This is a genomic window from Salinirubellus litoreus, assembly GCF_037335815.1.
GTDB lineage: Archaea > Halobacteriota > Halobacteria > Halobacteriales > Haloarculaceae > Salinirubellus > Salinirubellus litoreus.
The window spans coordinates 4,325,472-4,349,084 of record NZ_CP147841.1; the positions used below are offsets into that span (position 1 = coordinate 4,325,472).

General features: G+C 65.9%; 25 protein-coding genes. 12 read left to right on the forward strand and 13 right to left on the reverse strand.

Annotation, left to right across the window (positions count from 1 at the left end):
* Positions 1 to 7 precede the first annotated feature (7 nt).
* A complete protein-coding gene (locus WDJ58_RS21545; RefSeq protein WP_338915368.1) occupies positions 8 to 439 on the forward strand; it encodes a hypothetical protein in 432 nt (143 codons plus the stop codon).
* Between the two features lie 120 nt (positions 440 to 559).
* Entirely contained in the window at positions 560 to 730 is a 171-nt protein-coding gene (locus WDJ58_RS21550; RefSeq protein ID WP_338915369.1) for a hypothetical protein, read from the forward strand.
* Positions 731 to 819: 89 nt separating this feature from the next.
* Here WDJ58_RS21550 and WDJ58_RS21555 read toward each other — a convergent pair whose 3' ends face one another.
* Entirely contained in the window at positions 820 to 1,215 is a 396-nt protein-coding gene (locus WDJ58_RS21555; protein ID WP_338915370.1) for a hypothetical protein, read from the reverse strand.
* Positions 1,212 to 1,952: a hypothetical protein gene (locus WDJ58_RS21560; RefSeq protein WP_338915371.1), complete on the reverse strand. Its 741-nt coding sequence runs from the start codon at positions 1,950 to 1,952 to the stop codon at positions 1,212 to 1,214. The genes WDJ58_RS21555 and WDJ58_RS21560 overlap by 4 nt, the downstream gene beginning before the upstream one ends.
* A gap of 277 nt (positions 1,953 to 2,229) precedes the next feature.
* Here WDJ58_RS21560 and WDJ58_RS21565 point away from each other — a divergent pair, with 277 nt between their 5' ends.
* Entirely contained in the window at positions 2,230 to 2,442 is a 213-nt protein-coding gene (locus WDJ58_RS21565; RefSeq protein ID WP_338915372.1) for a hypothetical protein, read from the forward strand.
* A 219-nt stretch (positions 2,443 to 2,661) separates the two neighbouring features.
* Here WDJ58_RS21565 and WDJ58_RS21570 read toward each other — a convergent pair whose 3' ends face one another.
* The 7 genes from WDJ58_RS21570 to WDJ58_RS21600 all read right to left on the reverse strand — a co-directional run bounded on the left by WDJ58_RS21570 (position 2,662) and on the right by WDJ58_RS21600 (position 10,613).
* Complete coding sequence (locus WDJ58_RS21570) at positions 2,662 to 3,480, reverse strand: CPBP family intramembrane glutamic endopeptidase (RefSeq protein WP_338915373.1); 819 nt, start codon at positions 3,478 to 3,480, stop codon at positions 2,662 to 2,664.
* 6 nt (positions 3,481 to 3,486) lie between these two features.
* Positions 3,487 to 4,269, reverse strand: coding sequence for a CPBP family intramembrane glutamic endopeptidase (locus WDJ58_RS21575; protein ID WP_338915374.1), 783 nt, complete (start codon positions 4,267 to 4,269; stop codon positions 3,487 to 3,489).
* 171 nt (positions 4,270 to 4,440) lie between these two features.
* Positions 4,441 to 5,343, reverse strand: a complete 903-nt coding sequence (locus tag WDJ58_RS21580) for an alpha/beta hydrolase (RefSeq protein ID WP_338915375.1) — start codon at positions 5,341 to 5,343, stop codon at positions 4,441 to 4,443.
* A gap of 162 nt (positions 5,344 to 5,505) precedes the next feature.
* A complete protein-coding gene (locus WDJ58_RS21585; RefSeq protein ID WP_338915376.1) occupies positions 5,506 to 6,408 on the reverse strand; it encodes a type II CAAX endopeptidase family protein in 903 nt (300 codons plus the stop codon).
* Between the two features lie 14 nt (positions 6,409 to 6,422).
* Entirely contained in the window at positions 6,423 to 8,846 is a 2,424-nt protein-coding gene (locus tag WDJ58_RS21590; RefSeq protein WP_338915377.1) for a type II CAAX endopeptidase family protein, read from the reverse strand.
* Positions 8,843 to 9,679, reverse strand: a complete 837-nt coding sequence (locus WDJ58_RS21595; protein ID WP_338915378.1) for an ABC transporter ATP-binding protein — start codon at positions 9,677 to 9,679, stop codon at positions 8,843 to 8,845. Before WDJ58_RS21595 ends, WDJ58_RS21590 begins: the two co-directional genes overlap by 4 nt.
* 79 nt (positions 9,680 to 9,758) lie before the next feature.
* The gene (locus tag WDJ58_RS21600; protein WP_338915379.1) at positions 9,759 to 10,613 is read right to left on the reverse strand and encodes a DUF6920 family protein; all 855 of its coding nucleotides are present in this window, start codon (positions 10,611 to 10,613) and stop codon (positions 9,759 to 9,761) included.
* A gap of 275 nt (positions 10,614 to 10,888) precedes the next feature.
* Between WDJ58_RS21600 and WDJ58_RS21605 the strand changes: the two genes are divergently transcribed.
* A complete protein-coding gene (locus WDJ58_RS21605; RefSeq protein WP_338915380.1) occupies positions 10,889 to 11,593 on the forward strand; it encodes a hypothetical protein in 705 nt (234 codons plus the stop codon).
* Positions 11,594 to 11,814: 221 nt separating this feature from the next.
* Here WDJ58_RS21605 and WDJ58_RS21610 read toward each other — a convergent pair whose 3' ends face one another.
* A complete protein-coding gene (locus tag WDJ58_RS21610) occupies positions 11,815 to 12,621 on the reverse strand; it encodes a CPBP family intramembrane glutamic endopeptidase (protein WP_338915381.1) in 807 nt (268 codons plus the stop codon).
* A 443-nt stretch (positions 12,622 to 13,064) separates the two neighbouring features.
* Here WDJ58_RS21610 and WDJ58_RS21615 point away from each other — a divergent pair, with 443 nt between their 5' ends.
* Positions 13,065 to 13,877, forward strand: coding sequence for a type II CAAX endopeptidase family protein (locus WDJ58_RS21615; protein ID WP_338915382.1), 813 nt, complete (start codon positions 13,065 to 13,067; stop codon positions 13,875 to 13,877).
* A 363-nt stretch (positions 13,878 to 14,240) separates the two neighbouring features.
* On the forward strand, positions 14,241 to 14,969 hold the full coding sequence (locus WDJ58_RS21620; protein WP_338915383.1) for a CPBP family intramembrane glutamic endopeptidase: 729 nt from the start codon (positions 14,241 to 14,243) through the stop codon (positions 14,967 to 14,969).
* Between the two features lie 151 nt (positions 14,970 to 15,120).
* Here WDJ58_RS21620 and WDJ58_RS21625 read toward each other — a convergent pair whose 3' ends face one another.
* The 3 genes from WDJ58_RS21625 to WDJ58_RS21635 all read right to left on the reverse strand — a co-directional run bounded on the left by WDJ58_RS21625 (position 15,121) and on the right by WDJ58_RS21635 (position 17,702).
* Complete coding sequence (locus WDJ58_RS21625; protein ID WP_338915384.1) at positions 15,121 to 15,990, reverse strand: CPBP family intramembrane glutamic endopeptidase; 870 nt, start codon at positions 15,988 to 15,990, stop codon at positions 15,121 to 15,123.
* Between the two features lie 150 nt (positions 15,991 to 16,140).
* Positions 16,141 to 17,157 carry a serine hydrolase domain-containing protein gene (locus WDJ58_RS21630; protein WP_338915385.1) on the reverse strand — a complete coding sequence of 339 codons (1,017 nt, stop codon included), beginning with the start codon at positions 17,155 to 17,157 and terminating at the stop codon, positions 16,141 to 16,143.
* Between the two features lie 224 nt (positions 17,158 to 17,381).
* Positions 17,382 to 17,702: a hypothetical protein gene (locus WDJ58_RS21635; protein WP_338915386.1), complete on the reverse strand. Its 321-nt coding sequence runs from the start codon at positions 17,700 to 17,702 to the stop codon at positions 17,382 to 17,384.
* Positions 17,703 to 17,892: 190 nt separating this feature from the next.
* Here WDJ58_RS21635 and WDJ58_RS21640 point away from each other — a divergent pair, with 190 nt between their 5' ends.
* The 6 genes from WDJ58_RS21640 (at position 17,893) to WDJ58_RS21665 (ending at position 23,534) form a co-directional block, all read left to right on the forward strand.
* Positions 17,893 to 18,792: a CPBP family intramembrane glutamic endopeptidase gene (locus tag WDJ58_RS21640; RefSeq protein WP_338915387.1), complete on the forward strand. Its 900-nt coding sequence runs from the start codon at positions 17,893 to 17,895 to the stop codon at positions 18,790 to 18,792.
* A complete protein-coding gene (locus WDJ58_RS21645; RefSeq protein WP_338915388.1) occupies positions 18,767 to 19,069 on the forward strand; it encodes a hypothetical protein in 303 nt (100 codons plus the stop codon). The genes WDJ58_RS21640 and WDJ58_RS21645 overlap by 26 nt, the downstream gene beginning before the upstream one ends.
* 23 nt (positions 19,070 to 19,092) lie before the next feature.
* Positions 19,093 to 19,605 (forward strand): TspO/MBR family protein, encoded by a 513-nt coding sequence (locus WDJ58_RS21650; RefSeq protein ID WP_338915389.1) that lies wholly within the window; start codon positions 19,093 to 19,095, stop codon positions 19,603 to 19,605.
* Positions 19,606 to 19,869: 264 nt separating this feature from the next.
* Positions 19,870 to 20,529 carry a DUF998 domain-containing protein gene (locus WDJ58_RS21655; RefSeq protein WP_338915390.1) on the forward strand — a complete coding sequence of 220 codons (660 nt, stop codon included), beginning with the start codon at positions 19,870 to 19,872 and terminating at the stop codon, positions 20,527 to 20,529.
* Positions 20,530 to 20,656: 127 nt separating this feature from the next.
* Positions 20,657 to 22,621: a serine hydrolase domain-containing protein gene (locus WDJ58_RS21660; RefSeq protein ID WP_338915391.1), complete on the forward strand. Its 1,965-nt coding sequence runs from the start codon at positions 20,657 to 20,659 to the stop codon at positions 22,619 to 22,621.
* Positions 22,622 to 22,679: 58 nt separating this feature from the next.
* Positions 22,680 to 23,534, forward strand: a complete 855-nt coding sequence (locus tag WDJ58_RS21665; protein ID WP_338915392.1) for a CPBP family intramembrane glutamic endopeptidase — start codon at positions 22,680 to 22,682, stop codon at positions 23,532 to 23,534.
* The last annotated feature ends 79 nt before the right edge of the window (positions 23,535 to 23,613 follow it).

The window sequence follows — 23,613 nt, forward strand, 5'->3', positions numbered from 1 at the left end:
ATCGTGTATGAACACGGATCGCCCACCGATCACGGCCGCACTCGGCCGAGTCGTCTACGGTGCCATGTACCTGATCGGAGGGGTGATCAACCTGTTCCTCTGGTGGAGAGATCCCGGCGTCTACGTCGAGATCACGCCCTACATTCTCTTCGACTGGTACCGGGTACTCTGGACGGGGTACGTGCTTCCGAATCTCGAGATGCTTCTCCCCATACTCGCGGCCTTAGAAATCCTCCTCGCTGGTCTCGTCCTGAGTCAGAGGCGCAGAGCCCGCCTCGGACATGGCATCGGGGCCGCGTTTCAGGTCGCTCTCGCCCCGCTCGGATTCTGGTGGCCGGCGAACGCCGTTCTCGCCGTCGGACACGTGCTTCTGTCGCGTTATCAGTTCCCGGTCGCATTGATCTCTGACCTTCGTCGCCGGCTTCGGGGGAGCGCATGACCGAACCCGAATCCGGGGAGACCATCACGAACCCGGGCTCCGCCGCTACTCGTCGTCCTCTACGCTTACCCAGTCTATTGGTACCTCATCGCCAGGCGACTGCCGGTCGAGCGCACAGCCGTGGCGACGGCCGTCAGCGCCGGGCTGTTCCTGATCGGCAGTGAGGCGCTCGGGCGCGTTCCGGTGACCGGTGTCCTCATCCAGTTCCTTCTCGTAGCCGTCGGGAGCGGGACAGCCCCGATCACGTACTTCGGGCTTCAGGAGTTCGAGCCGGCCCGGATGCCGAAGTGAGAACGGGAGACATCCCCGAGCGGACCACTGAGTGCGAGACCTCGAATGGGCCTACAGGTGTGGGACGGGCGTGGTCGCCCACGACCGACTCACCGGAGGACGAGGATGGCCACGACGGCGACGTTGATAGCCACGCCGACGACGCCCTTCTCGACCAGCAGGTCGAACTGGCCGTCCCACATCGCGACGAGGACGACCGTCGAGAGGACGGCGGCGCCGACCAGCACGGGCGTCGCCCAGTCCCGGTCGAGTGCGTATCCCACACCACCCGCGAGGAACCCCACCGCCACGAGCACGTAGAGGACACTCGCCAGCGAGAGGACCGTTCCCTCGGTCAGCAGGTCCGAGAGGAGCCAGGACCGCCCGTTCCAGCCCATGGCATCCTCCATCTCGACCCACCCCTGGCTCAGGACGACGTACCAGAGGTGGACGAGCCCGTGTAGCACGAGGAAGACCCCGACCGCGAGCCCGAGCACCGCGGTCATTTCTCCTGCCTCGGACTGCTCACCTCCCCGACCCGTCCCGTCCGGGCGAGTTGCTCGGCCCGTCTCCGTATCCCCCGGAGCATCCCGTAGGTCATCAGCGACGAGACGGGATCGAGGGCCACAAGCGAGGCAACGTGGACGACCGGATTCTCGGGCAGGCGGATCCGCGAGCGAACGAGCAGCCGCGTCGTCGCCTCGTCGATCGGTTCGAGCACGAACGCCCAGACCCACCAGGGCGGATCGTCGGGCGTCCGCAGGACGAGCGACGCCTCGGGGTCGAACGCGGCGACTTCGAGCGTCGCGTCGGGGAACCGGTCGGCACGGCCGAGCCGGACCGTATCGCCGACATCGAGGTCCTGCCACTCCGGGACGATCCGATCCGCGTTGTGGATGTCGAGCCCCACGAGGTTCTCCGCGGGCTCGTAGCTGTAGAACCCGCCCTGCTCCTGGCCGAGCTGGCGCAGCCACGGCCAGATGGCGTCGGGCGGTGCGTCGACGGTGATCGCCATCGTCGACTCGCCGCCCGCGTCCGGGAGCAGGGCGTCACCCGGAAGCGACCGGGCGACCTCGGCTGGCGTCGCGCCCCAGTTCAGCATTCGCGGCCGGACCAGCGTCCAGTAGACCAGCCCGAGGAGTGTGACGCCCGCCGTCCACTCGATCCGGCGTCGCCACGTTCCAGCGGACGTCGATCCCGCGCTGTCCGACGGTAGCTGTCCCGATTCCCGAGTTCTCGTCATGCTGATCTACCTCAGTTGAGGATACGCGGTAGAATCGATATATGATACTCAGCTGATTTCCGCGGGCCGAGAATCGTTCGCTCGAGACACAGTTCGTCCGGTCGTCTTCCAGTGGTTGACGGCATCGTACGGCAGGAATCGTCGACATCGAATCGAGACGAAAGGCTCTGTCTTCACCCACCGAGTGTGGCTCGAGAACGAACGAGGTCGTCGAGCGAGAGTCGGTGTGTAGCTATATGTTGACGGGGGAACTGATTGCTGTTCACGGAGACCGAGGATGCCGCCAGATCTGATCACCGGACGTGACGTCGAACTGATCGGGATCGGGATACTCTCCCTGTTCGCCGGTGGCACCTGGGCCGTGCGACCGGACGGTTCGATCGATCCGGTTCCGCTGGGTACGTTCCTGCTACTGACGCTGGTGAGCTTCTTTCTGGCCTGGGTGGACGTACGCTCGCGAGGGGAGCTCTCCATCCCGCGGGATGAATGAGTCACCGGAAGAGACGCTCGACGCGCACCCGGTTACGTGGCGTTCTGGACGGTCGAAGCGCCTCCAGCTCGTCCCCGCGGTGATTCTCATCGACCGCTCCGTCGCCAGCGTCCCGTGTGCTGGACCGACTGGTACTCGGTGGCATCAGGGGATTCACCGATCCCCCAGCGGGGGGATCCGGACGGTCTCGGGGGCACCGAGTCAGGAGCACGAGCGCGCTCACGCTGTTCGGTCGAGGTACGTGACCCTCGAGGCGGTTCGGGACAGGCTCTCGGGACCGGTCACGAGGACGACGACCGCGACGACGACCCAGAGGAGTCCGATCCCGATCCAGAGCGGTCGCGTCGAGTCCGTCGGGCCGCTCGGGAGGACCGGGAGGACGAAGAACGTGAAGTTGTTCGCGGTGTGGAACAGGTGGGGGAGGACGAGACTCCCGCCGGTGCTGTTGAACAGCCACGTGTAGAGCACGGTGAACCCGACGACCTGGAGGGCGAACAGTTCGAGCGGGATGAACCGGTGGAAATCGTCTTGCATGTAGAACAGCGGGAGGTGCCAGAGGAACCAGACGATGCCGAGGAGGAGACTCGCAGTGAGGGCGGAGTACGACCGCTGGAGTCGCGGGAGGGCGAACCCGCGCCAGCCGAGTTCCTCGCCAGCGACGCTCGTCAGGAGGACGTAGACGAACCCGATGACGATGATCGGCGGGTCCGGGAGCGACAGCGGCGGGAGCGACCCGCCGGTCGCGCGGTGGACCCCGACGGCGACGAGCAGCAGCGCCGGGCTGAACCCCAGGCTGAGGAGGTACCAGCGCGGTCCGACTCGCCAGTGGCGGAGCCGACGCCCGAGTCGGACGAGCCCTTCACGCCCCTGAAGAGAGCCTGTGAGCACGAGCGCGGCGATCGTCGGCCCGAACACCGCGACCCGCTCGGCGACGGCGCTCTCCACGTATCCGCTAGCGATCGGCCACCAGAGGCCCCAGGAGACCGCCATCGTGAGGCCGAAGAACGCGAGCACGGGTCGGTTGCGGATTGCGTCCATCACTTGCTAGCCCCAGACGGTACTCACGACGACCGCGAGCTTGTTCGAACAGTAGTGCGCGATAATCGGTGCGGCGAGGGTCCGGGACTTCATGTACAGCAACCCGTACAAGAGTCCGCTCGCGGTCTGTTCGGCGAGCCGGAGGACGGCGACGAGCGGATCGCCACCGCTCCCCAGCCAGAACGGTCCGAAGAAGTCGTTCGGGACGTGGCTCAGCCCGAACAGCACACCGGCGGCGACCCACGCGCGCTCCTGGGGGAGGACCCGTTCGAGCTTCGACTGGATCACTCCTCGGTAGAGAAACTCCTCCTCGAAGACCGGTGCGTACAGGGCCAGGAGGAGCGGGAAGGTGGACTGCGGTTCGGGGAATCCGAACGCGAGGGGCGCCATCCCGAGGGCGACGCCCATGCCGACGAGGAGGAGCGCGGGCCGCCACTCGGCGGGCAGCCGGAATCCGAGATCCCGGATCGATCGGCCCCGGACGCCGAGTTCGAGCGCGGCCGGAACGATCACCGCAGCCACCGCCCCGAGTACGAAGACGAGCGTGAGCCCACGTTCGCCGAGTGGGACGACGACCGGGTTGAACGCCACGACGTCCCGATAGACGAGGATCCCGTAGGCGATACCCCCGATTGAGAGAAGGAACAGCGCTGCGATCTCGAGCATTTCGCGGCGTTCGTCGGATGCCGGTGAGAGTCGTGGCGGGTACGGACCGCCCCATCGGCGTCCGATGTCCACGAACGCCAGGACGACCACCGTCGCGCCCAGGAGCTGTATGCTACCGACCATGCGCACGTCGTCCGCGTGTCCACGGACGCTGTAGCGGTCGCCAGCACCATCGGGTGGAGGGCTGTCGGAGTCCGGATCCCGCTCTCTGACGGACCATACTGTCGGTAAACTCATAGGACTGATGGTTGTATCGGTCCTCCGGGTCGGGAGCCGTCCCCTCGACCACCCGGTTCACTCACAGAGGTGTCGCTCGAGAAACTCGGTCTCGCGTTCGACCAGCACCTCGAACGCCTCGCCTCGATATGCGTCGAAGTGCCCGACCGGGTATCTGACCCGTTCGACGTCGTCGAGTTCCCGGACCAGACAGTCGGTCGTCGAGGCGGGGATTATCGTATCCTCCGTCGCCTGTGCGACGAAGACCGGTGCGTCCACCTCACTCGCACGGGACAGCGGTCGGTACGCCATGATGGTCAGAGCGATCCGCGCGGGACAGCGGTTGTCCCAGTCCTCGTCGTCGGGGATCAGCGCTTCGACGCCTGAGAGCGCATCCGGCGTGTTGAGGACCGCGAACTCGTCGGGAGCACCGACCAGCGGGACGTAGTACGGTCGGCGGCGTGTGAGCGTCCGTCCGAGGTCTCGAAGACCTGCCACGAGACCGGTTTTCAGGTACTCGATACCGCCCTGTCGGACCAGATTCAGGGCTGTCCGGGGCCCGTCGACGAACGGGACCTGCGCGACGACGGCCGAGACGTCGTCGACGCGTGCGGCAGCCTCGACGACGTGTCCGCCACTGAACGACGTCCCCCAGAGGCCGAGGCGGTCGACGTCGACGTCCGGCATCGACCGGACGTGTTCGATGGCCGCGAGCCAGTCCGCACGATGTCCGAACGGATCGATCAGGTTCCGCGGTTCGCCCGCGCTGGCCCCGAACGTGCGGTAGTCGAAGAGGAAGACCGCGAAACCCACCGAAGCGAACCGCTCGGCGAAGGCGGGCAGACGCCACGTTCGCTCACCGCCGAACCCGTGGGCCATGACGACGATCGGTGGCTCCTCCGCGTCGACCGGCCGATACAGCCAGCCGGCACAGGTGACGTCCCGGCTCTCGAACGGGTGCTCGTGACGAGTGAACTCCATACGGTTCGACGACCGTCGGCCTGGCGCTAACTGTTTTCCGGGACGGTGAGACGGGTACGCACGACGGGGCCGGGGTACGGTCCCGATCGGGAAGGGGAGGAGCGCGGACGATCGGGGAACGGGTTCCGACACTGCGGGGTGTATCGGTGGCTCGTGGGGGCCTCACCGTTCGACTTCGGGGACGGACGCGACGAGATCCGCCAGCACAACCCGGGGCCGAGTCGAGAGGTGACGGGGGCCGTACACCGCGAGGAGGAGGCCGGCGGTCGCGACGACGGCGATCGTGTACGAGCCGTAGCCGGTGGCCGTCCCGATCGCCTCGACGCCGCCGGTCGGGAAGTAGGCGGCGATGGGGTTGATACCGCCGTGGTAGAGCATCGGCACCAGGACGCTCCCCGACGCGTTGTAGAGCCACGCGAGCACGACCGACGACGCCAGGATCGCGACGACGTACGGGACGAACGGGAGGTCCCCCTGTGGACTGCCGGGAACGAAGAAGAGCGGGACGTGCCACAGCGCCCAGACGACCCCGACGACCAAGCTGGCGGTGGCCGCAGAGAGCCGTCCCTGGAGCGCGGGCTGGGCGAACCCGCGCCAGCCGAGTTCCTCCTGGCCGCCGCCCACGAGGAACACGAGGACGACCGCGACGGGATAGAACCACAGCGGGTTGATCGCCTTGAGGTCGAGACTCGCCCCGAAGACCACCACGTGGACGAGGCCGCCGACCCCGGCGAGGAGGGGCGGCAGGACGAGCGCGTAGCCGTACCAGCGGGCGGGGATGCGAACTCGCAAGTTCGACCGGAGCCACTCGCGGACGCTCCGGTCGGACGCGGTCAACGCGACGAGCGCCCCCACGAACGGGCCGAACCCGCCGACCCTGGCGAGGATCCCCATCGAGGACGGCGGGAGGACCCCCAGCAGCGGGAGTGCCCAGAGCCCCCACGAGAACGTGAGCGTGCCCGCGACGAAGAGCGCGAAGGAGCGCAGGGAATCGTCCCGGTCGACCGCCGCGCCTCCTCCCCGGGTCGATCCAGCGTCGTCGTGTGTCGGTGTCTCGGTGGTCATGGTCCCGTTCCGCATCACCCGACGAACCCGTGCGCGATGCCGGCGGCGAGGAGCGTGCCCCGGCGGTCGACGAGCCACCCGATGACGATCCCGACGAGGAACACGACGAGGAGCAGCGGCCACGCCGAGACCGGGTAGTACCCGAGGTGGGCGAGCGCGAAGACGGCCGCCTGTCCGACGATCGCGACGACGCGCCCGTACCGCTCCTGGAGGAGGCCCTGGAGGAACCCGCGGAACAGCGTCTCCTCCTGGAAGGCGGCGATGGCGAACCCGAAGAACCACCCGAGCAGCAGGTTCACCGCGAACCCCGTCGCCGCTCCCGCCGCGACGGTCGGGGCGGGGGCCGCGCCGGCCGCCCCCTCGGGTGCGAGTCCGGGGACGAGCGCAGTGAGGGCGAGCGTGCCACCGATGGTGGAGACGAGGACGAGGACGATACCGGCGACCCCCCAGAGGAGGTCGCCACGGAGCTGGCGTCGGTCGAACCACCACTCTCGGAGGTCAATGCCCACCCAACGCGTAAAGCCGAGATAGACCAGGCCGACCGAGAGCAGGAGGAAGATTCCACCGAGGAACGCGAGGAAGAGTGGGTCGGTGCTGTAGCCGCCGGGGAAGTACCGGTCCCAGGCGCGGGCCAGGACTGCCCGGAGGACGACGAACGCCCCCAGAAGAGCGAGTCCCCTGACCTGCTGGGTGCGCGTGAAGGTGGGTGCCCGCAGCCCGCCTGTCGACGTCGAACGCTTCCCGTCCCTTCCCGGCACCCTGGCGTCTTGGGCATCGTCGGCCGTATCTCGGTATGGGGCCGCACCGAACCGACCGACGGCGACGCGGAAGCCGGCGTATCCAATAGCCAGCAGAATAATGGCGGCGATGCCGGCGGCGACGACGAAGAGCGGGGAGGCGGTTCCGGTGTCACTGGAGAGGAGTACCAGCAGCGCCCCCATCGCAGCGACGACCACGAGCAGCATGGCCGTGATCATGTACGCGACCAGTGCCCACTGGCTCGGCGTCGCCACCTCGTAGCCCCGATAGGTCCGCTGGGCGTCCCTGGAGGGGAGGGTCGAGCCGATCCCGACCGCTACGCCACCGCTTGCGACCGTCAGCACGACAGCGAGGACGCCGCCGACGAGGGCCACTGTCACCGAGAGCCCCATCGAGACCGCGAGTATCGCAGCTCCGCCCACCGCGACCGGTGTCCCGACGAGCAAGCCGGCGAACACGTGCCCGAGGATGAGCGTGCGCGGCGTCGTCGGCGAGAGGAACTCCACCGTTCGCATCTCTCCCGCCTCGCCGAGCGGGTTCAGCCCGAAGACGGCTCCCGAGACGTAGACGCCGGCGAAGACGAGTACGCCACCGATTACTGTTGGAAGTGACGCGGGATTGCTGACGCTCGTAAAGAGCGCGGTGACGAGGACGATGACGAGCGGGAAGAGCGCCGAGAAGCGAACGGGGATCCGGAGCCAGCGAACCCACAGGCCGCGTGCGACCGCCAGTGGTCGTGGCCCGTGCGGCGGGAACACCCGCACGGGTTGAGCCGTCGCTCCCTCGGTGACTGGCGTCGTCCCGGTGACGGGCGCCGCGTCACGTTGCATCAGGCCCGTCGGGGTCGCGTCGGCGAACCAGAGGCGGGGTGCCAGTCGGTTCGCCACCGCGAACAGGACCGGGACGCTCGTGACGACGATCGCTCCGACGAGGAACGCGCCCGCGTCGAGTTCCGGACCGAACGGCGTTCCGACGAACACGAATGCGAGGTACAGGACGGCGGGTAGTGCTACGGTAGACAGGGGAGCGAGCGGCTCGGATACACCCATTACGGGCGCCATCGCGGCGTAACTCAACGCCATCAGCACCAGCAGGAGCACGAGCCCGAAGACGCGACTGGCCGTCCGGAGCACTCGGCTCTCGAGCAATCCCAGGACGACCAGCTGGCCGATCACGGTCCCGAGCACCGACACCGCCGTGAACAGCGGGACCACCGCCAGCACGGTGGTCAGAAGGATGGACGGCATCCCGGCACCGAGGGCGAAGCCACCGGCGAACAGGAGCGTCGGGAGCAACACGAACCCCACGAGCTGAATCGTCGCGTGGATCGTCACCCCCGCGAGGACAGCCCGTGGACTTGTCGCCGTCAGCAGGAGCGCATCACCATCCGGTCGGCCCTGCTGGACGACCCGCAACGCTCCCATGACGACGAACACGAGGACGAGCAGTGTCAGCTGGATCCCGAGGACGTCCAACGGCAGGCCTCCCTGTTCGGCAGCGTCTCTGCCGGCCGAATACGCGATGCGGCCCCAGAAAACCATGAGCGGTGAGAACAACGCGAGGAATCCGAGCACCGTCAGCTGTCGCTTGCGGGTGCCGAACGACTTCCGGACCGAGCGCCGGAGTTCGATCCGCGCGATGCCGAGGCCGTGTCGCACGTCGCGTCCGACCCCGCTCATCTCGCGACCTCGGCCGACTCTCCGACTTCCTCCTGGGCCCCCTCCTCCTCGTGGTCGGCAGTCACCTCGAGGAAGGCCTGTTCGAGGGTCCGTTCCTCGCCCGTCTCGGCGCGGCGCTTGAGGTCAGTCGGCGCCCCCTCGGCCACCAACCGGCCCTCGTGGAGGACGCCGATGGTGTCCGCGAGTTCGTCGACGACCGAGAGGATGTGTGTCGACAGGAAGACGGTGGTCTCCTCGTCGACGAGTTCGGCGAGCACATCGAGGACGGTCCGAGCAGCCCGTGGATCGAGACCGCTCGTCGGTTCGTCCAGAAAGAGGACGGCCGGCTCGTGGAGGAGCGCCTGGATCAGGCCGATCTTCTGGCGCATCCCCTTGGAGTACGTCGAAATCCGCCGGTCGGCGTCGTCGGTCATATCGAGGCGGGCCAATAGATCCGCGATCCGGTCTGCAGCCACTTCGTCCGGGATATCGTGAAGGAACGCGACGTACGAGAGCTGCTCTCGCCCCGTGAGTTCCTCGTAGAGCGGCGGCTCCTCGGGGAGGTAGCCGATATGCGGAGTTACGGCTTCGCGATCGGTAAGTGGCGCCCCCATGATCGTCGCGGTTCCCGCCGTCGGGGACATCAGTGTGGTCAGCATCCGCATCGTTGTCGTCTTCCCGGCACCGTTCGGCCCGAGAAACCCGTAGACGTGCCCCTGTGGGATCGCGAGATCGAGATGGTCAACCGCCGTGTGGTCACCGAATCGCTTGGTCAGACCGCTCGTTTCGATGGCCAACGCCGTCGCGTTCCCTTGTTCTCTTCTAGATCCATCCGACGGAGGGCCGTGCGTCATGCTGAACAAAACGTCAAGAGTAATAAAAGCCGTTGTACTCGATTACCACCGGGCGGGAAGGTGAACCTCGCGTCGATGGTCACAACTCGCCGTAGTGGATCTCCGTGAGCTGCCCCTGCCACGCCTCGAGATCACCGTCCGGGAGGTGCCAGACGACTTCGCCTTCCATCGGAATACGGATTCCGTTCCGTCTCTGGTAGTTGTGCCAGTACCCCGACCACGGCATCGGCTCGAAGCCATCCGCGCCACGTCGATACCGTTCCTCCGTGTAGACTCGCGTCACTTCGTCGTCCTCGTTGAACGAGAAGGTGAGCGAGGCGGACACGTCACCGTGTTCGATCGTCGCTTTCGCCGTCCGATCGTCGATCGGCTCCCACTGGACGCCTTCGCTGGGGAGCAGCGCTGTCGGATACCAGGTAGCCTCGGCGAGATACCGAACCAGCTCCGCCTCGTTCAGTTCCTGGCTCGGCTCACCCCTATCGAGCGGGATGATACCGAACAGCGAGACCGCCGCAGAACCGTTCCCGTCCCGAAAGAGATCGCGGATGCGGAGCGAGACGAACGGAACGAGCGTGATCGAGGCGTCCCAGAAGAATCCCGGCGGATCGACCGTGACGTGCTGTGTCGCCGTAAACGGTCTCCAGGGCGACGATGCATCGCCGAGGCGCAGTTCGCCGTTCTGTTTCAACCGGACCGAGTCGATGTATGGTTGTCCCTCCTGGAGCGTGTTTTCGAAATACGCTCGGACGGGGGCAGGTAGGCCCTCCAGGTCGTCGGGCGTGAACACCTTCTCGCGTTCGGTGTTCGCCGGACGACGAAGTTCGTCCATCCGCAGGGCGGTTTCACGCCGGAGCCAGACGATCCCTGCGAGGACGGCGACGAGGAGAGCCACGACCGCGCCAGTGGTACCTTTGAGGACACGAGCAGTCCGCATGGTCGCCCATCGGAGGCCCCGAGCTAAAGGATACCCACCGTCAGAATCACACGTTCGACGGAACCGGAGGTGCTCGATTATCCTCGTCCTGCACGAGACCGATCGGCCGAAACAGTACCGACGTCCGGTAGTCGGGTGTATCGACTGGCCTGTGACTATTCGTCCTCTCACTCCGCTTGGAAACCGTGTGGGTCTCGGTCGACAGAACGGGCCGACTGGTCCACGCTACCAACCGTTATCATATGTCGAAGCCATATGAGCCGATGAGTCATCGTATGCCACCCCGTGCCGGTTTCACACCACAGCATCGCACGATCGGAAGAGCCGCAGCCTGGCTGGTATTCGTCCTCGGAGTGGTATACGCACTCGTTACTGCTCTCGGGTTTCTCTCGCTGGAGTCACCTCAGGACCCGATCGGAGATCCATACATCACAATCATGAGGATTCTCATCATCCCGTTAGCGACATTGTACGTCGTTACCACGGTCGCGATTCACGCGTATGCACGCCCCGCAGTCAAGGTGTACAGTCTGACCGCACTCGTCTTCATGATCGTGTTAGCGACGATTACGACTAGCGTCCACTTCGTCGGGCTCACCGTCGGTCCTCGACTGGAAGCGACCGGACTGTCGTGGGTTCCACTGGTGATCTCGTTCGAGTGGCCATCGATAGTGTACGCGCTGGACATCCTCGCGTGGGACTGGTTCTTTGCCCTCTCGATCCTCTTTGCTGTACCCGTGTTCAGAGGAGGGAGTAGGCTAGAGAGATGGGTGTGGATCCTCCTCCTCGTGAGTGGGGTCCTGAGTCTCGCGGGCCTGATCGGTGTCCCACTCGCGGATATGCAGGTCCGAAACATCGGCGTCATCGGATACGCTGTCGTCGCTCCGGTCGCGTTTCTCCTGATCGGCATCGTGTTCGGACGTACACAACCTCTCCGGGAAGACACCGAGCGGAGTCGTGACTCTCGATCAACGGCCTGACACGCGCTTCATGAGGACTATGGAGGAACGAGACTGATACGAGGCTCTACGATACGACGAGGAGTGGGACGGTCTCCAGGCCGATCGTCTGGTTCACGAGAGGTCCGAGAACCGGTAGGTAACGACATCCGTTCCGAGCGGCCTGAGGAGCGAGTCGACCGCCAACCCGACGGCGAGCGCCACGAGCGCGATGACCAACCAGCGGTTCTGTCACCGGGACATCAGGGAGCGCCTGCGACGTCTTTTGATCGAGTGTCTGCGCCTCGCCGCCAGCTCACGACGAGGGCGGCCGCAACCAGCACGAGGAAGGGGAGCTGGAACGGGAACAGTTCGGGGGCGAGACCCAGGAGCTCGCCGGTCAGGTTCATCATCCCGTGGATGACGAGTATCGCCAGGACGCTCCGGTTGGTGTTGTTGTACACCCAGACGAAGATCAGGGTCTGCAGAACGATCGACGGGAGCCACCACCAGAGCTCCGGGTTGAAGGTCGTGTTCGCGTAGTAGCCCGGGAAGTAGACGAACGGTGCGTGCCAGACGGCCCAGGTTCCCCCGTTGAGGAGACCGGCGACTGGCGGGCTGAACCGCTCCTGTAGCGCGTCGAGGTAGTAGCCACGCAGGCCGACCTCCTCGACGGCCGGAAGGACGAACGAGAGGAGCACCAGGAACGCAAGTGCCCCGAGGTCGGCCAGGACCGCCGGGCCGACGTCGATGGGACGGTCCGTCACGCCGAGGGCGAGAGCCGCACCAGCCGTGAGGAGGTCAAAGACCGGAAAGAACAGGAGGACGACCAGCCACCATTTCGGGGTGATCCGCCGGACGTCGATCAGTCGTCGACCGATGTCGCGGACGCGTTCCGTGCCGCCCGTGAGCCAGGCCATCGTCACGCCAGCGATCAGCGGGCTCGCACCGCCCACGAGGAAGAGTATCAGGTTCGACCCCATCCAGACGGACTCCTCGGAGCCGAAGATCGGACTCCAGAACAGGAACGCCCATCCGAGGTAGATGAGGGGGAACCCCCACGGTCGCATCGAACGGGCAAGGGTCTTGGATCGGTTGTGGAGAGTCACCATAGTCGGATCACTCGTGATACTGCAGGTCGTGTCACCTGAATAAATGGACAGGCCGTTCCCGGTCGGCGGGAAATCGACACTCTGATACGTGCGATCGGGTGTGTGACGATCTGGTAGATGTCACCATCGAGACCGACAGAACGGATAGTTGTCTATGAGAACGGGCCGACTTCGATGGATACCGGCGCGTGTCGATCAGGAGAACCGGTACGACGAGCACCGACCGGTAGGCCCGATAGAGGGGCGCTTTCTCCCGTTTACCGGTTCGTCATCTCGGGCGTTGAGAACCATCCTACGAGGTTAGGCCGCGAGCCGCCGTATATGTCGATATGGGAACATTGCCCACACACGTACGGACGGACGAAAAGATCGAGACTACCGGCGGTGTCGGAAGGTGGTGGGTGTACCTCGCCGTCGCGGTAGGAGGGACCTGGGTCTTCTGGCTGGCAGCGATCGCGCTCGGCGTGCGGTTCGATAGCGCCGTCGGGCTCGTGTTGCTCCTCGTCGGCCTCGCCGTCCCCGGCGTGGCCGGTATCGCGTTCGTCTACCTCGTCTACGACGAACGCGGACGAAGTGACTTCTGGAACCGCGTCGTCGATCCCCGGCGCGTTGGATTTCGATGGCTCGTGGTGATCCTGATGGTACCCCTGGGTATCGCCGTTCTCGCCGGCGTCGCGGATCTACTCCTCGGCGGAATCGGACCGGCGTGGGGTGAAGGCGTCACCGGGTTCGGTCTGAACCCCCTCGCCATCCTCCCGGCGTTGTTCTTCGCGACCCTTCCCCCCATCCTCGAGGAGTTGGGCTGGCGAGGGTACGCGCTCGACCGGCTCCAGCTGACGTGGTCGGCGCTGAGCGCGAGCTTGATCCTGGGGGTCGTCTGGGCCCTCTGGCACCTCCCGCTGTTCTTTATCGGGGGGACGCATCAACACGACGTGGTCGGGTTCGCGACGACGAGCTTCTGGCTGTTCATGACCGGAACCGTCGCGCTCTCGGTCGCCATCACGTGGGTCTACAACAACACGGAACGCAGCATCCTCGGCATCATCGTCCTGCACGGCTGGGTGAACTTCACCGCCGAGACCATCGTGGTCCCGGACCCGGCCTACTACGGGCTCTGGTTCGTGCTCGCTGCGGCGATCGTCGTGATCTGGGGAGCCAAGACCATGACGAACGCTACCGAAGTGCCTCACCCGCCACTTCCGACCGACGGGTAGGTCGGTCGTCGTGGTGCTGGCCGGGCTCACACCGCGTCACCGGTCGGTGTCCCCACCCCGCTACTCGCGGGATCAGGCCGTTCGTAGCCGATCCGTGTGAGGTCGATCTCCGATCTGCAGGAGGCGGTTCGAGCGTTTCTTGTCGGTGATCGTGGAACAGGCTCTGTGAGCCACGATCCGGATACGGTACCAGAACGTGACACCACGGGCGACGACCGGGCGGTGTTCGGTCGGGGAGGGCTCGATATAGATGCTCTACGCGAAACGTCCTGGGCCACGATCGGTGCCGTCGTAATCGCCGGGGTGATGGCAGTGTCGCTGTTCCATCTGACTCTGCCGGCGATTTCCGATGCACTCGCCCCTGTGGTCGACGCGACGGGGGGACTCGTCGAGGTAACACTCCTCGTCAACCTCGCGTTCGTCGTCGTGATCGTCGGTGGGATCATCCTCCGGTTCGGCGACCTCCGACCGCGGGACATCGGACTCGTTCGGGCGGACCTCCCGCTCGGCATCGGGATCACCGCCGGAACGTGGATCCTCGTGCAAGTGACTGGTGTCGCAGCTCTGCTACTCCAGGGCGAGTCGCTCGCGCTCGCCGACTCGGTGATCCGGGTCGGAATACTCCCCGTTCTCGGCGGCTTCGTCGGCCAGGTATTCGGAAACGCGCTGTACGAGGAGACCGTCTATCGGGCGTTCCTCCTGCCCCAGCTCGCGAAGAAGTTCGCGCGACAGTCCTGGGGTGAGTCTCCACGAACCGCGTTCCTCCTCGCCCTCCTGGCCTCTCAGGTCGTATTCACACTCGTTCACGTTCCGGGACGGCTCGCCGGCGGAGTCGAGGTCGGGGACCTCCCCGTGTTCCTCACAGCGCCGTTCGTCCTCGGTGTACTGTTCGCCCTCGTCTACGCCCGGACCGGAAACCTGTTCGTCACGATCGGCCTTCACGCCCTCATCAACGATCCCGTCCTCCTCGTGGACGCGGGTGGGGTCGTGCTGGTGCCGCTCCTGCTCGTCGTCTTCGCCATCCTCGTCGCCTGGCCGTCACTACTGACGTGGGTCGGGGGCGAAGAATCACGTCCCGAGCCATCGTCGTGAGAGTTCCGCCCCAACTGGACCGTGCACTGTCGTCTGACGAGTAACGCGTTCGATCCAGAGCAGAACGCTCCTGCACGCTCCGGCTCGCCATCGCGGTCGAACGAGGGTACCGACAGGGGAGGTCCGAAAGTTCGTAGCTGTGGGAACGACGTTACCGCCGGTTTCCGGACGGTCTGGTCGGGATCTCCACGTCGGAGAGGCGCTCGGGACCGTAGGCTGCGACGACGGCCAGCGCGGCGACGAGGAAGACGACCGCGTAGAGCACGTTCGGCAGTTCGGTCTGGAGCGCAGCGCCACCACCGGCGAGGTAGAGGATGCCGCCGGTGTTCACGGACGCGTGGAGTACCATCGTCAGCAGGACGCTCCCGCCAGTCTCGTTGTAGAGCCAGGTGAACACGACCGAGAGGGCGACGACTGCCAGGGCGTAGTAGTACACCGGGACGCCGGCCTGTGAGGACCCCGCGACTACGAACAGGGGCAGGTGCCAGGCGAACCAGCCCACGCCGATGAGGAGGCTCGCGATGAGCGCCGAGTACGACCGCTGGAGCCGCGGGAGGGCGAACCCGCGCCACCCGAGTTCCTCGTTGCCTCCGCCGACCAGGAACACCTGGAGGAACAGGACCGGGTAGAGCACTAACGTGCTCGTCGATGCGGGATCGAACTGTCCGTCGAAGACGGCGATGTGGACGAGACTCGCGGTGACGATGGCGACGGCGGGGAAGAGCAGGGCGAACGCCCAGTAGCGGAGCGACACGTTCCACCGGAGGAGCTGGCCCGCCCACTCGCGGACGCTGTCACCGACGATCCACGTGACGAGGGCTGCGGCGACGAGCGGGCCGAACCCCCCGACCATGATGAGGACCATCGTCTGGAGGTCGCCTGCGAGGACCAGGGGGGACCACGTCGCCCACCACTCCGCAAAGACCAGTGGCGACCACGCGGTCCACGAGAGGACGTACGCGACGACGAAGAACGTCGCCACGGGATGCTTACCGATTCGTCCGCGGATATCGAGGACCATGGTGAGATAATGTATCTATGTTCATATGAGCGCTCTTCAGATTCCCCCGTGCCGAGAATCGACGGGCACGCTCGACGTAGCCAGGATGACACAGCGGCCGTCCCCACGATCGCTCAGCAGTTGCCGGACCTCTCTCGTAATAGCGACCCATCAGTAGAACCCGTTCAGGACTGCATTCTGGAGACGGCCGAAGACATGTGCTTGGTCAATCGTAGAGAGGTTACTCAGCACCGCGATGGTGTACTCGGGGTCGTCGTGGTGCATGGCGATCGCCGAGTAGCCGGGGATGGTCCCGGTATGCCCCACAGAGCTCCGGCCATCGATCACCAGGTTCCGAACCCCCAGCCCGTAGCCCCGCTGGGTCGTGACGTCCTCGTCGGGCGCGTCCACAAACGTCCGCATTCGTGAGAGCGTCGTCCCGTTCAGGATCTCGCCAGTGAACAGCGTCCGGACGAACCCGGCGACGTCCGGTGCCGTCGAGAGGATGCCGCCCGCCGCGTAGGCACCTGTCTCGAGTGACTCTCGGAAGGCAGTCAGGTTGCGACGGCCGGCGTCGAATATCGACTCGTCGTACCCGTTCGCGATCCGGGCATCGCCGGGGTAGTCGAGGTAGTACGTCCGGTCGAAGCCCGCCTGCTCGCGCACGAGACGGCCGACGAGCGTCCGGTAGGACTGTCCAGTCACTTCCCCCAAGACGATGCCGAGCAGCACGTAGTTCGAGTTCGAATACTCGTGTCGAGTACCCGGTTCGAACCGGAGCGGTGAGCCACGGATCACCTCGAGCAGGTCGTTCGGCCCCCACGTCCTCGTCGGGAGCCCGAAGTACCGCGCCACGAACCACGCGTCGCTGGTGTAGTTCGGCACGCCGGTCGTGTGGTTCAACAGCATCTCCACGGTAATCTCGCTCGCGTATTCGAGGTCGACCCACTCGTCGAGCGTGTCCGACAGCGACAGGTCACCCTCCTGGACCAGATCCAGCACGAGCGTCGCCGTGTAGAGTTTCGTCACGCTCCCGACGTACAGGTGATGCGTGAAGGAAAGTGGGACATCGTCGCCGTGGTCCGCGTTCCCGGCGACCCCCCACCATCGCGTGCCGTCTTCGAGGACGGCACACGCCTGGAGGCCGACGCCCGATAGTTCGGCACTGTACTCGCGGAGTTCGCTCAACAGTCGCTCGGCCGGTACGTCCGCCGCGCTCGGCCCTGAAACCTGACTCCGGTCCGGGTCATCGGTCCCGAGGCTCGCCTGCTCGTTCTGGCCAGTCAGGTACAGGACCCGCCCGGTCCAGCCAGCGACCCCGAGTGCGCCGGCCAGGCCCGCCGCACCAGCGACTCGTAGAAACCTCCGGCGCGTGCTCCCCGAGTCGGGGCCACCTGCCGACCGATCGTCACTCATCCCTGGCGTTCCGGACCGGTGCCTTGCATTCCCTTCGAACCGGTCACCCTCCAATCACCGTCGTTCAACCCGATCCCACTCGGGTCGGGCACCTCGCGGGCCGAGAGCCGCTCGGTCCCGACGGCGAGTGCCACCGCCACGGCGGCGCCGACCGGCTGTTCGAATCCACCGAAGCCAGTCAGGATCGACAGCGTCCACGGCGCGCCCATTCCCGAGGCGGCGAGCAACCCCTGTATCGTCCAGATGAACCCGCACGTGATCGCCAGGAAACTCGCGATCCGTCGCCGGTCCATCCACGACCGAACGGAGGGGACCATGCGTCAGGGACTCGAGACGCGTCGGGTTAATATCTGCCGTCGATACTGTCCGCCCCTGAATGTCACAAATACATGGGCTCTTCGAACCCGTCAGCCTACGGCCGACGGAGAAGTAGACGGCGAGACAGTAGTTCCTGGGCAATTGGACTGAAGTCATCAGTTTATGCCATCGCCGGATAGACTCCCACCCGTGATCCCCCCCGTGTCCCCGATCAGCTCCTTCGTCCGTCGGCATCGCTTCTCGACGTTCGTCGTCCTCACGTTCGTCCTGACGTGGCTCCCGTGGCTGACGGTCGCCTGGATGCTGCGGACCGGTCGGCCGCCGGTCGTGACGACGCTCATCCTGATCGGTGGCTTCGGGCCGTTCCTCGCCGCCGTCCTCGTTGCCGCGGCCGGCGGCGACCTCCGGTCGTGGCTCCGGAACCTCGTCGATCCCGGCGCGCCGCTACGTGTCTGGGCAGCCGCCGTGCTCGTTCCCGTCGCCCTCTACGTGCTCGCACTCGGTGTGTTCCTGCTCGCCGGTGGGAGCTTCGATCGCACGCGCGTCCTGCCGGCCGCCGCGGTTCCGGCCGTCGTCTTCGCGACGTTCATTCGGGGCGGTCTCGAGGAGCCAGGCTGGCGCGGGATGGCGCTCCCCGTCCTCCAGCGACGGATCGGCGCGTTCCGGGCGAGCATCGCCATCGGGGTGATCTGGGCGGTCTGGCACGTCCCGCTGTTCCTGATGCCCGGGAGCTCGCAGGCCGGAACACCGTTCTGGCTGTACGCGCCGGCCGTCGTCGGTATCAGCGTCATCGCGACGTGGCTCTACAACGCGGCCGGCGGCCGCGTGCTGGTTCCGGTCGTCTTCCACACGCTCTCGAACGCCGTGTCCGTCACGACCGCCACCGGGGTCGTCGGTGACGGGGTCGTCTCGCAGGTCGGCCTGCTGGTCGTCGTCTGGGCCGTCGTGGCTATCCTCGTCTGGCGGTACGGGACCGACCAGCTCGCCTCGAAACCACTGCCCGATGGCGGGCTCGACTTCGCCACGTTCGATGGCTCACGGGGTTCGGGGACGTCTCGCGGTGATGTCCTCGGAGACGACCAGGCCTGACCGAGTGACGGTACTGCCGTGGTCGCCAACTCCCGAGGGGAGAGAATCGGAGACGGTGTTCGTACGACCGCTGACCGAAACCCAGTCCGTGACCGAACAGCTCTCCACCCCGTTGACGCATCGGCTCATCGCGTCGCCCGTCGGCCTCCTGTTCCAGTCGCGCCTCTTCGAGCGCGTGAAGGTCGCGACCGTCGACCAGATGTCCGTGGCCGAAGAACGCCCTGTACGCTCCAACGGGCAGTCGATCCCAGGCAGAGTCCGACGCACACGGTTTTGAGTCCACGGGACGAACGATATCCCATGGTCTCGTTCCCGTCTCGTTTCCGCGAACTTCCACACGACCGCCCGCTCCTCTCACTCGCGATCGCTATCCTGACTGTCGAACTCGTCGGCGCTTCCGGGTCCATCTTCACCGTTCAAGGGCTCGGCCAGTGGTACGATACCCTTCAGCAGCCCGCGCTTGCACCACCGAACTGGGTGTTTGGGCCCGTCTGGACGGCTCTGTTCGCACTCATCGGCGTGGCGCTGTGGCTCGTCTGGCGACAGGCCGATTCGTCACCACGGGAGGCTCAACTCGGGTTCGGCGTGTTCGTGCTCCACTTCGTCTTCAATCTGGGATGGTCGGCAGTCTTCTTCGGAATCCAGGAGATCGGCTGGGGACTGGTCGTGATCGGTATCCTCTGGCTGCTCATCGTCGCAACGATGTGGGCCTTCGACCGCGTCGACCGGCGAGCAGCGCTCCTCCTCGTGCCGTATCTCCTGTGGGTCTCGTTCGCCGCGTATCTCAACTACCGGTTCTGGGTGTTGAATTAGCCCACGATCCCCGGTTACGCCGGGGCAACGACAGCAAACAGATCTCGTGGTCTACTACGCGTAGAGAACGGCTGTACGGGAAGGCTCTCGAACTTCCGATCCGGTGGAGACGCTGTGAGATGCCCGCCCTGTATGCGGCGAGGATGGCGAGATTCCCCATTCGTTGGAACTCTCTACGGAGAGGACGGGACCGTTCCCGCCCCCCGAGAACTGAAGACCCGGTATATCGTCTCAGCCCACGTCCTAGAACGTGGTGAACCACCCATGACGCAATTCGAAACCAAAGAGCGAACCATCCTCTCGATTCGAGGGCTGGCGCTCGACAGCCGGAAGCTGGCGGGAACGTTCTTCCTCGTCCTCGCCGCCCAGTTCATGACAGTCATTATGCTCGCGGCCGCGATGGTCCCCGGCTACGACTTCCGTGCCGCCGCCATCAGCGACCTCGGTGTGTTCCCCGAGACGGCGCTCCTGTTCAACACGTCGCTGGTGCTCGTCGGCGTGCTGAACGTCGCGGGTGGGTACCTCTTCTACCGTACCCACGGCAAGCGATGGCTGGTGGCGATCTTCGCCCTCGCCGGTGTCGGCGCGGTCGGTGCCGGGCTCTTCCCGCTCGATACGGGTGGGCTCCACGGCCTGTTCGCGCTGCTGGCGTTCCTGTTCTTCAACGTCCAGGCGCTCGGGACGGCCACTCGGCTTCGCGGCGCGGTGCGGGCCCTGTCAGTCCTCGCGGGCGGCGTGGGCCTCGTCTTCGTCGTGCTGATGGCGCTCGGCGACGCCGGCAACACGGCCGCGTTCGGGCCCATCGGCCACGGCGGGACCGAGCGGATGATCGTCTACCCCGTGATGCTCTGGCTGGTCGCCTTCGGCGGCTACCTGCTCGCGAAGGGCGAGGAGTCGGAGGCCTCCATCCAGCACTCTGCGTGAACTCCCCGTCCACCCTCCCGGTCGGAACCGTTCTGACCCTGCACGGGCTCCAACACGCCTGTCGCTCTATCCACGCGTTCCCGGGACAGGTGTTCCGACCGACCACCATCTCCACGAGATCCCCCGCATGAAACAGAGGTCGATTCACACCGCCGTCGTGCTGGTGCTCGTCACCGCACTCGTGAGCACGCCGGCCATCGCGACAGCCGCCACACCGACCGTTCGTTCGGTCGATTCGACCGAGCAGGTCGACCCGACCGACCTGTCCGACCCGGACGAGTTCGAGCGCTGGCTCGACGAGACCATGGCCGACCAGCTCGAGCGCCACCACGTCCCGGGTGCAGCCGTCGTCGTCGTCGACGATGGAGAAGTCCTCCTCGCGAAGGGCTACGGCTACGCCGACCTGGCGTCCCAGCGACCGGTCGTCGCGAACGAGACCGTCTTCAGCATCGGCTCGACGGGCAAGCTCGTGACGTGGACCGCCGTGATGCAGGGGGTCGAGGACGATCGGCTGGATCTCGACCGTGACGTCAACGACTACCTGACCGACTCCGCCGTCACGGTCCCGGAGACCTACCCCGAGCCCATTACACTGGAACATCTCGGCACGCACTCGGCGGGCTTCGAGGACATTTTCGCGGGGATGGTCGCGGACGATCCCGACGGGATACGACCCATGGAGGAGATCCTCGCCGACCACCAGCCAGCACGGGTCAGACCGCCGGGCGAGTTCGTCGCGTACTCGAACTACGGGACCGCGCTGGCGGGCCACGTCCTCGCCGAACGGTACGACGCGACGTTCACCGAGTACGTCGACGAGCGGATCTTCACGCCGCTCGGGATGGCGGATACGACCTACGCCCAGCCACTCCCCGACGAGTTAGAATCCCGACGTGCGATCGGATACACCTCCCAGAACGGCGAGTACCAGGCCCACGACCCCGTTATTTGGACCCTCCCGCCGGAGGGCGGGTCGCTCCGCACGACCGCGACCGACATGGGACGGTTCATGCTCGCCCACCTGAACGAGGGCACGTACGGCTCGGAACGCGTCCTCGAGGCCGAGACGGTCCGTGAGATGCACCGCCGACAGTTCACGAAGTCCGAGGCGGTGCCGGAACTCAACGGGATGGCCTACGGGTTCATCGAGATGGATCGGAACGGCGAGCGGATCGTCGGTCACTGGGGTGACACCCCCCGATTCAGGAGCCTGCTCGCGCTCTACCCCGAGCGCGACACCGGGCTGTTCGTCGTCTACAACAGCCCGGTCGGGACCCCAGCCCGATTCGAACTCCTGGGGGCGTTCACGGATCGGTACTACCCACGGTCGGACACGCCCGTCGTGGAACCACCGGACGGTGCGGCCGACCGGGCGCGTGCACTGTCCGGTGACTACCGGTCGCTGACCATCTCGGAGTCCTCGTGGGAGCGCGTCCTCGGCGTGATGACCCGGACATACACCGTCGGGGCCACCGACGAGGGGTATCTGACGACCACCCGACTCGGCGAGGGACTCCGGACGTGGGTCGAGCGCCGCCCGGGCGTCTACGAGGAAGTCGGCGGGAGCGATCTCCTCGTGTTCAGATTCGACGGGAACGGGCGTGCGAAACACGTGTTCCGACACGCGTTCGGCCCGTCGACCTACGAACGCGTGCCGTGGTACGAGAGCCTGGCCGTCCTGCAGGCTAGCCTCGGAGCAGGTGTAGTCGGGTTCGTTTCCGTCCTGCTCCTGTGGCTCGGCGGCTTCGTGTGGCGGCGAGTACGCGACCGGGATCCACCGAGCGACCGCGAGCGGGCGGCCCGATGGCTCCTCGGCGTGGTGAGTCTATGCTGGCTGGCCGTGCTGGTGATCTTCCTGTTCGCCTGGATCAACTTCGACGCGGAGGCCGCCTCGCCGTCGCTGGCGCTCCAGAGTGGAAAGATCATCCGGTACGTCGCGCTCGCGGGGACGGTCGGTTCCGTCGTCGCGACCGGGTTCGCGTGGCACGAGGGCTACTGGACTCGACCCGCTCGGCTGCACTACTCGGTGGTGACGGCGCTCGCGCTCCTGTTCACCTGGCAACTCTACCTGCTCCGTATCCTGCCCCTGTAGCACCCAATCCAAGAGCGATGATTCCAGACCCAACGAAAGCCAGTCGGAGTATCGAATCATGAACCAACAGCTTCGCGAGATCGTCGATGCCCACCCGGTCGCGGCGTTCTTCGTACTGGCCTACACGATCTCCTGGGTGGCGTGGCTCGGTCCAGTCCTCGGACTGTCCGAGCCGATCAGCACCCTCGGATTCATCGTCGGAGGCTATGGCCCAGCCCTCGCGGCCCTCGTCGTCGTGTGGGTGGGGAGCGACTCAGTCCGGGCCTGGGCACGTCAGATCGTCGACTGGCGCGTCGCGCCACGGTGGTACATCGCTGCGCTCACCATCCCGCTTCTACTCATCGCACTGACGAGCGCTGGCCTCGAACTCGTCGGCACGTCCGTCGACCCCGCCCTCCTTCCTGGACGCATCTCGCTCGTTTTTGTCTCGTTCGTCTCGATCGCGCTCGTCGGCGGCGGGAACGAAGAACCCGGCTGGCGAGGACTTGCACTCCCGAAACTCCAGGAACGATACGCGCCGGTGCCGGCGACCCTCATACTCGGCGTGGTCTGGGCGCTCTGGCACCTCCCGCTGCTGGCAACCGGCCCCACGACTTTCCACGGACTCGCGGAGTTCGTCGACGTAGCGCCGTCGATCGGAGTTCGCATCCTGAACATCGTCGGGATCGCGTTCATCCTGACCTGGATCTACAACGGGACCGGGAGCGTCCTGCTCGCGATCCTCGCACATACCGGATTCAACACGGCCAACAGCACGCTCGTCCCGCTCCCGCTGGACGTCATCAGTGCCGGCGACTCGACGACGATTCTGGTCGTCACGACCGTCGCTGTCTGGGTGATCGTCGCCGTCCTGTTCGTCACTACCCGCGGTCAGTTCGGGTACGAGACCGAGTCCGATGGGCCATCGGCGTAGTGTCGTTTGTAGAACCGTGACTGTCGCCGGACGGACGAGAGCATCGTAGCGAGACGTCGTCGCTGCCGAGCCTCGATCT